General features: G+C 61.7%; 5 protein-coding genes, 3 rRNA genes and 1 pseudogene. 2 read left to right on the top strand and 7 right to left on the bottom strand.

From position 1 onward, the window contains the following. Positions 1–196: 196 nt before the first annotated feature. Complete coding sequence (locus tag ACFWCF_RS26165) at positions 197–745, top strand: hypothetical protein (protein WP_378567981.1); 549 nt, start codon at positions 197–199, stop codon at positions 743–745. A gap of 28 nt (positions 746–773) precedes the next feature. On the opposite strand, the gene ACFWCF_RS26160 is transcribed toward ACFWCF_RS26165, so the two are convergent. Continuing rightward, on the bottom strand, positions 774–1,256 hold the full coding sequence (locus ACFWCF_RS26160) for a MarR family winged helix-turn-helix transcriptional regulator (RefSeq protein ID WP_008744178.1): 483 nt from the start codon (positions 1,254–1,256) through the stop codon (positions 774–776). Positions 1,257–1,318: 62 nt separating this feature from the next. Here ACFWCF_RS26160 and ACFWCF_RS26155 point away from each other — a divergent pair, with 62 nt between their 5' ends. After that, positions 1,319–1,687 (top strand): VOC family protein, encoded by a 369-nt coding sequence (locus ACFWCF_RS26155; RefSeq protein ID WP_378567976.1) that lies wholly within the window; start codon positions 1,319–1,321, stop codon positions 1,685–1,687. Between the two features lie 280 nt (positions 1,688–1,967). Here ACFWCF_RS26155 and ACFWCF_RS26150 read toward each other — a convergent pair. The 6 genes and pseudogenes from ACFWCF_RS26150 to ACFWCF_RS26125 form a co-directional block, all read right to left on the bottom strand. Further along, positions 1,968–2,179, bottom strand: a pseudogene (locus tag ACFWCF_RS26150) (transposase); the annotation flags it as partial. 137 nt (positions 2,180–2,316) lie between these two features. Next, complete coding sequence (locus ACFWCF_RS26145; protein ID WP_378567973.1) at positions 2,317–2,607, bottom strand: hypothetical protein; 291 nt, start codon at positions 2,605–2,607, stop codon at positions 2,317–2,319. After that, positions 2,598–2,960, bottom strand: a complete 363-nt coding sequence (locus ACFWCF_RS26140) for a hypothetical protein (protein ID WP_190033143.1) — start codon at positions 2,958–2,960, stop codon at positions 2,598–2,600. Before ACFWCF_RS26140 ends, ACFWCF_RS26145 begins: the two co-directional genes overlap by 10 nt. A 110-nt stretch (positions 2,961–3,070) precedes the next feature. Next, positions 3,071–3,187 (bottom strand): 5S ribosomal RNA (gene rrf / locus ACFWCF_RS26135). Positions 3,188–3,259: 72 nt separating this feature from the next. Further along, positions 3,260–6,384, bottom strand: a 23S ribosomal RNA gene (locus ACFWCF_RS26130). Positions 6,385–6,670: 286 nt separating this feature from the next. Beyond that, positions 6,671–7,884, bottom strand: a 16S ribosomal RNA gene (locus tag ACFWCF_RS26125); the annotation flags it as partial.

Here is a 7,884-nt window from a genome sequence, read left to right as displayed (position 1 = left end):
GTTACCGAACTTGTCCAGTTCCAGGCAACCGTTTAACTCTACATCACCGCCCCTGCCAGGTCAAAATCGGCGGGGCCGGCTGCCGAGACATGGCCCCAGCAGCCGGCCCCGCCCCCTCCCGGGGGGCAGGGAAGACCAGCACGGCCCTGGAGCCACTGGCGATACTCAGTGGAGCGGGTCAGGTGGGCGCCACAGGATGAGGCGCATGAACCAGCCGACCGGCCCGCACCGTGTGGAGTTCCTGCACCACCCTCACCCCGGCTTCCCGCACCTCACCGCCTGGGGCATCCGGATCAACGGCACCGACCTGCGCGTCCTCGTCGCGGAGGCGACCGGCGCTCTCTGGAACCGGGAGCTCGACGAGGACGACGACACGCCTCAGGAGCGCGAGGAGTTCCTGCTGCGCCAGCACGCCCCCCTGCACCTGGACGACGACGCCGACGGCGCCCGGGCCCGTTCCCACTTCCTGGGCGACGCGCCACCACACCTCCGCGACCGCGATACCGGCGCGCTATGTCTCTTGAGCTGCCCCTGCGGGATCGACGCCTGCTGGCCCCTGCTCGCCAGGCTCCGCGTCACGGCCACGCAGGTCACCTGGTCCGGCTTCTACCAGCTCCACCGACCGGAGTGGGGAGAGCTGCCCCTGGGCCCCTACGTCTTCCCGCGCCCCGCCTACGAAGCAGCTCTGGCCACGCCCGTCCCCCTCGCCCAGGACCCCCTCGCCCCGCTGCTGGGTAAGGAGTAGCCACCCCCAGTGCGCCCGTGGCGGAGTCTCACGCTTTGCGGCGCTCCTGTAGAGGCGCACCGTCGCTGCCGTCCCGCAGGGAATGGACCATGCTCCGCAGGATCCGGAGCGCGGCCGACCGCTCGGTCTCGGTCATGCCGGCCAGCATTCTGAGCTCGACGGACCGGACCGCCACGGTCGCCTCCTCAAGGCTCCGTCGACCGCTCGGCGTGAGCCGCGTGGGAAGGGCCTTCCCGACGGGTGCCTCCGCGGGCCTGGTCACGTAGCCCTCTCGCTCCAGGTTCTGGAGCAGCACGTTCATCGTTTGCCGTGTCACGAATGCGCCGCGCGCGAGCTCGGAGTTCGACAACCCCGGCCGCTGAGCCAGCAGTTCGAGGCAGGAGTAGTGCGTCACGCTCATCCCGAGCGGCCGCAGCACCGCCTCCATCGCCGCGCGGAGCGCGCTCGACGCCTCTTTCAGCAGGTAGCCCAGTGACGTCTCCAGATCGACGCCGACACCGTTTTGACTCATGTCAGGATTCTGACATAGGTTGGCCTGTGTCAGAAAACTGACACGAATGAAGGAGCGTCATCGTGCCCGTCACCGGCCCCGACTTCATCTCACTCCAAGCGCGCGACCTCGACGCCTCGCAGGCGTTCTACGAGCAGTACCTCGGCCTCGTCCGCTCGCAGACCGGACCTCCGCACGCCGTCGTCTTCGAGACGAAGCCGATCGCGTTCGCACTCCGCGAGGTCGTCCCCGGCACCGATCTCGCATCCGTTGCTCAGCCCGGCATCGGTGCCGCGATCTGGCTCCACGCCACAGACGTCCAGGCCATTCACGACGCTCTCTTCGCCGACGGCCACAACATCGTCTCCGCACCGATCGACGGCCCCTTCGGCCGGACCTTCACCTTCGCCGACCCCGACGGCTACCAGATCACCCTCCACGACCGCGCCTGATACACCCCCGAAACCCGCGGTCACGCCCGAGGCCTCAAGAGCCCGGGCACACAGTCCCCCAGCTCTCCGCTGCCGGCCGGCCCGCCGGATCGCCACCACCGCCGAAGAGCTGGCACACGCGACAGCTGTGATGGCTCCCTCCACGTCATGCGCCTGGGCCCTCTGGGCCGCCGGGGCCAGCAGGACCTGCACGGCCGCCGAGGCCGCGCCGGGCCACGCGCGACGTTGCGGCGGCGGTAGACCTCACGGTCAGGCAGCACAGGCTCTCGCCCCGCCGCTAGCGTCCGCTGATCTGGTCGACGCCTTCCGGGATGGTGCAGGCGATACCGCGTTTGCACAGGTAGGAGCCGATGTTGCGGGACGCGTAGTCCTTGTCGCCGACCACCTGCACCGTGTGATGCGTATGCGGGCCACGACCGGCTCGAACTGGGTGCAGTCGTTGACGTTCCCGCCGGTGATCATGAACGCGAGCGGCCGGCCCTGCCCGGCACAAAGGCATACGCGCCCGTCGGCCGACGCCGGTCGGCACGCTCCCTTACGTCAACTGCCATTCCGCGGGCGGCTGTTCCAGTCGCTGCCTTGCCGGGCTTCCAGGCGAAGGGGCGGGCATCCCCCGGGGGCCAGCCGTGTCAGAGGTTCACGCGCTTGAGGTAGACCCGGCGGCGGTGGGGGATGGTCTGGTACCAGGCCAGAAGGTGTTCGTCCTCGTACGTACGCAGCCGCATCGGGTGCGGGTCCTCGTAGAGGCTGCCGTCCTTGGGGTCGATGGACATCGACGCGAGGTCGACCAGGCCGTCCATGACCGCGGTGACGAGCTGCTGCCGCTCCGTCGGCATGTCGCCCAGCACCCACACCCGACTGGGATCGCACTCCCAGGCCCAGCCGGCGTCGTTCTCGACGCCCTCCCCCCTCAGGACCACTGACCGATCTCCCGCTGGGCCTCGGCGAGGATCCGGCTGCTGGTCTCCATGGCGGCCCGGAACTGCTCCTCCGTCGCCTGGGGGTCACCCGCGATGCGTTCTGCTTCGTGCAGCGCCGCGGCCCGCGCCGGCCACCGGTGGATCGCCACGTGCGTGGCCCACTTGATCAGGAAGAACCGCAGGGGATTGATCGCCCCGGTCTCGGCCGCCCGGTCGAACGCTTCGTTGCACTCCCGGTCGAGCACGGCGAGGCTCGCCATGTCGATCCGGCGCACGGCGTCCCGCAGCGCTTCGCGCGTCATGGCCGGCTGGGGGATGAGGGGGCCGGGGCCTTCCACCTGCTGTGCTGTCATCGTGTCCTCCAGGGGAACGCGGCCAGGATACCCAGCCGGCCTGAAAAACTGTCCGTAAACGCAGAAAAGCCCCGCACCAGTTACCTGGTGCGGGGCTTCCCACAATGATTGTTCGGCGGCGTCCTACTCTCCCACAGGGTCCCCCCTGCAGTACCATCGGCGCTGAAAGGCTTAGCTTCCGGGTTCGGAATGTAACCGGGCGTTTCCCTAACGCTATGACCACCGAAACACTATGAAGATATCAACCGGATGACAACACGGTCGTTACTTCAGAACTAACACAGTGGACGCGAGCAACTGAGGACAAGCCCTCGGCCTATTAGTACCAGTCAGCTCCACCCGTTACCGGGCTTCCACATCTGGCCTATCAACCCAGTCGTCTACTGGGAGCCTTACCCTCTCAAGGAGGTGGGAATACTCATCTTGAAGCAGGCTTCCCGCTTAGATGCTTTCAGCGGTTATCCCTCCCGAACGTAGCCAACCAGCCATGCCCTTGGCAGGACAACTGGCACACCAGAGGTTCGTCCGTCCCGGTCCTCTCGTACTAGGGACAGCCCTTCTCAATATTCCTACGCGCACAGCGGATAGGGACCGAACTGTCTCACGACGTTCTAAACCCAGCTCGCGTACCGCTTTAATGGGCGAACAGCCCAACCCTTGGGACCTACTCCAGCCCCAGGATGCGACGAGCCGACATCGAGGTGCCAAACCATCCCGTCGATATGGACTCTTGGGGAAGATCAGCCTGTTATCCCCGGGGTACCTTTTATCCGTTGAGCGACGGCGCTTCCACAAGCCACCGCCGGATCACTAGTCCCGACTTTCGTCCCTGCTCGACCCGTCGGTCTCACAGTCAAGCTCCCTTGTGCACTTACACTCAACACCTGATTGCCAACCAGGCTGAGGGAACCTTTGGGCGCCTCCGTTACCCTTTGGGAGGCAACCGCCCCAGTTAAACTACCCATCAGACACTGTCCCTGATCCGGATCAGGGCCCGAGGTTAGACATCCAGCACGACCAGAGTGGTATTTCAACGACGACTCCACAACCACTGGCGTGGCCGCTTCAAAGTCTCCCACCTATCCTACACAAGCCGAACCGAACACCAATATCAAACTGTAGTAAAGGTCCCGGGGTCTTTCCGTCCTGCTGCGCGAAACGAGCATCTTTACTCGTAGTGCAATTTCACCGGGCCTATGGTTGAGACAGTCGAGAAGTCGTTACGCCATTCGTGCAGGTCGGAACTTACCCGACAAGGAATTTCGCTACCTTAGGATGGTTATAGTTACCACCGCCGTTTACTGGCGCTTAAGTTCTCAGCTTCGCACGCCCGAAAGCGCACTAACCGGTCCCCTTAACGTTCCAGCACCGGGCAGGCGTCAGTCCGTATACATCGCCTTACGGCTTCGCACGGACCTGTGTTTTTAGTAAACAGTCGCTTCTCGCTGGTCTCTGCGGCCACCCCCAGCTCACGGAGTAAATCCGATCACCAGTGATGGCCCCCCTTCTCCCGAAGTTACGGGGGCATTTTGCCGAGTTCCTTAACCATAGTTCACCCGAACGCCTCGGTATTCTCTACCTGACCACCTGAGTCGGTTTAGGGTACGGGCCGCCATGAAACTCGCTAGAGGCTTTTCTCGACAGCATAGGATCATCCACTTCACCACAATCGGCTCGGCATCAGGTCTCAGCCTTATATGAGGGACGGATTTGCCTACCCCTCGGCCTACACCCTTACCCCGGGACTACCACCGCCCGGGCTGGACTACCTTCCTGCGTCACCCCATCGCTTACCTACTACAAGTCTGGTTCGTCGGCTCCACCACTTTCCATTCCCCGAAGGGTCCGGAACGGCTTCACGGACTTAGCATCGCCTGATTCGATATTGGGCGTTTCAAAGCGGGTACCGGAATATCAACCGGTTGTCCATCGACTACGCCTGTCGGCCTCGCCTTAGGTCCCGACTTACCCTGGGCAGATCAGCTTGACCCAGGAACCCTTAGTCAATCGGCGCACACGTTTCTCACGTGTGTATCGCTACTCATGCCTGCATTCTCACTCGTGAACCGTCCACAACTAGCTTCCGCTGCTGCTTCACCCGGCACACGACGCTCCCCTACCCATCACAACACCCGTTGGGGCTTATTGCTGCAATGACACGACTTCGGCGGTACGCTTGAGCCCCGCTACATTGTCGGCGCGGAATCACTTGACCAGTGAGCTATTACGCACTCTTTCAAGGGTGGCTGCTTCTAAGCCAACCTCCTGGTTGTCTCTGCGACTCCACATCCTTTCCCACTTAGCGTACGCTTAGGGGCCTTAGTCGATGCTCTGGGCTGTTTCCCTCTCGACCATGGAGCTTATCCCCCACAGTCTCACTGCCGTGCTCTCACTTACCGGCATTCGGAGTTTGGCTAAGGTCAGTAACCCGGTAGGGCCCATCGCCTATCCAGTGCTCTACCTCCGGCAAGAAACACACGACGCTGCACCTAAATGCATTTCGGGGAGAACCAGCTATCACGGAGTTTGATTGGCCTTTCACCCCTAACCACAGGTCATCCCCCAGGTTTTCAACCCTGGTGGGTTCGGTCCTCCACGAAGTCTTACCTCCGCTTCAACCTGCCCATGGCTAGATCACTCCGCTTCGGGTCTAGAGCGTGCAACTCAATCGCCCTATTCGGACTCGCTTTCGCTACGGCTTCCCCACACGGGTTAACCTCGCTACACACCGCTAACTCGCAGGCTCATTCTTCAAAAGGCACGCAGTCACGACCGTTGTTCCGAAGAACAACGGCGACGCTCCCACGGCTTGTAGGCACACGGTTTCAGGTACTATTTCACTCCGCTCCCGCGGTACTTTTCACCATTCCCTCACGGTACTATCCGCTATCGGTCACCAGGGAATATTTAGGCTTAGCGGGTGGTCCCGCCAGATTCACACGGGATTTCTCGGGCCCCGTGCTACTTGGGAGATTCTTAAGCAAGCCGCTGATGTTTCGTCTACGGGGGTCTTACCCTCTACGCCGGACCTTTCGCATGTCCTTCGACTACATCAACGGTTTCTGACTCGCCGACCGGCCGGCAGACCGATCAAAAGAATTCCCACAACCCCGCATGCGCAACCCCTGCCGGGTATCACACGCATACGGTTTGGCCTCATCCGGTTTCGCTCGCCACTACTCCCGGAATCACGGTTGTTTTCTCTTCCTGAGGGTACTGAGATGTTTCACTTCCCCTCGTTCCCTCCACACTGCCTATGTGTTCAGCAGTGGGTGACAGCCCATGACGACTGCCGGGTTTCCCCATTCGGACACCCCCGGATCAAAGCTCAGTTGGCAGCTCCCCGGGGCCTATCGCGGCCTCTCACGTCCTTCATCGGTTCCTGGTGCCAAGGCATCCACCGTGCGCCCTTAAAAACTTGGCCACAGATGCTCGCGTCCACTGTGTAGTTCTCAAGCAACGACCAGCCACCCATCACCCTCACCTACAGGAAGTGAAGTTCACTGGGGCCGGCATCGCGAAGATAAGACCTTACGGCCGTACCTTCAGATACCCAACAACGTGCCAGGCACGATCCCCCGTCAGTGACTCACTTTCCACGCCGAAGCAGTACTCGTGATCCATCCAGGAAACCGTGCCAAATAATCAACGTTCCACCCATGAGCTGACCGTGCAGAACATTTGTCTGCAATCGGTACTGTGCTCCTTAGAAAGGAGGTGATCCAGCCGCACCTTCCGGTACGGCTACCTTGTTACGACTTCGTCCCAATCGCCAGTCCCACCTTCGACAGCTCCCTCCCTTACGGGTTGGGCCACCGGCTTCGGGTGTTACCGACTTTCGTGACGTGACGGGCGGTGTGTACAAGGCCCGGGAACGTATTCACCGCAGCAATGCTGATCTGCGATTACTAGCGACTCCGACTTCATGGGGTCGAGTTGCAGACCCCAATCCGAACTGAGACCGGCTTTTTGAGATTCGCTCCACCTCACGGTATCGCAGCTCATTGTACCGGCCATTGTAGCACGTGTGCAGCCCAAGACATAAGGGGCATGATGACTTGACGTCGTCCCCACCTTCCTCCGAGTTGACCCCGGCGGTCTCCTGTGAGTCCCCATCACCCCGAAGGGCATGCTGGCAACACAGGACAAGGGTTGCGCTCGTTGCGGGACTTAACCCAACATCTCACGACACGAGCTGACGACAGCCATGCACCACCTGTATACCGACCACAAGGGGGGCACTATCTCTAATGCTTTCCGGTATATGTCAAGCCTTGGTAAGGTTCTTCGCGTTGCGTCGAATTAAGCCACATGCTCCGCCGCTTGTGCGGGCCCCCGTCAATTCCTTTGAGTTTTAGCCTTGCGGCCGTACTCCCCAGGCGGGGAACTTAATGCGTTAGCTGCGGCACCGACGACGTGGAATGTCGCCAACACCTAGTTCCCAACGTTTACGGCGTGGACTACCAGGGTATCTAATCCTGTTCGCTCCCCACGCTTTCGCTCCTCAGCGTCAGTAATGGCCCAGAGATCCGCCTTCGCCACCGGTGTTCCTCCTGATATCTGCGCATTTCACCGCTACACCAGGAATTCCGATCTCCCCTACCACACTCTAGCTAGCCCGTATCGAATGCAGACCCGAGGTTAAGCCTCGGGCTTTCACATCCGACGTGACAAGCCGCCTACGAGCTCTTTACGCCCAATAATTCCGGACAACGCTTGCGCCCTACGTATTACCGCGGCTGCTGGCACGTAGTTAGCCGGCGCTTCTTCTGCAGGTACCGTCACTTTCGCTTCTTCCCTGCTGAAAGAGGTTTACAACCCGAAGGCCGTCATCCCTCACGCGGCGTCGCTGCATCAGGCTTTCGCCCATTGTGCAATATTCCCCACTGCTGCCTCCCGTAGGAGTCTGGGCCGTGTCTCAGTC

Origin of the sequence: Rhodococcus sp. NPDC060090 (assembly GCF_042729855.1) — a bacterium.
In the GTDB taxonomy this organism is placed as follows: domain Bacteria; phylum Actinomycetota; class Actinomycetes; order Mycobacteriales; family Mycobacteriaceae; genus Rhodococcus.
The sequence above is the reverse complement of the archived record's forward strand: the minus strand, read 5'-3'. Positions and strand labels throughout refer to the sequence as shown.

Coding starts and splice junctions, on each gene's coding strand:
- ACFWCF_RS26165 (WP_378567981.1), top strand. CDS start 197: ATGAGGCGCATGAACCAGCCGACCGGCCCGCACCGTGTGGAGTTCCTG.
- ACFWCF_RS26160 (WP_008744178.1), bottom strand. CDS start 1,256: ATGAGTCAAAACGGTGTCGGCGTCGATCTGGAGACGTCACTGGGCTAC.
- ACFWCF_RS26140 (WP_190033143.1), bottom strand. CDS start 2,960: ATGACAGCACAGCAGGTGGAAGGCCCCGGCCCCCTCATCCCCCAGCCG.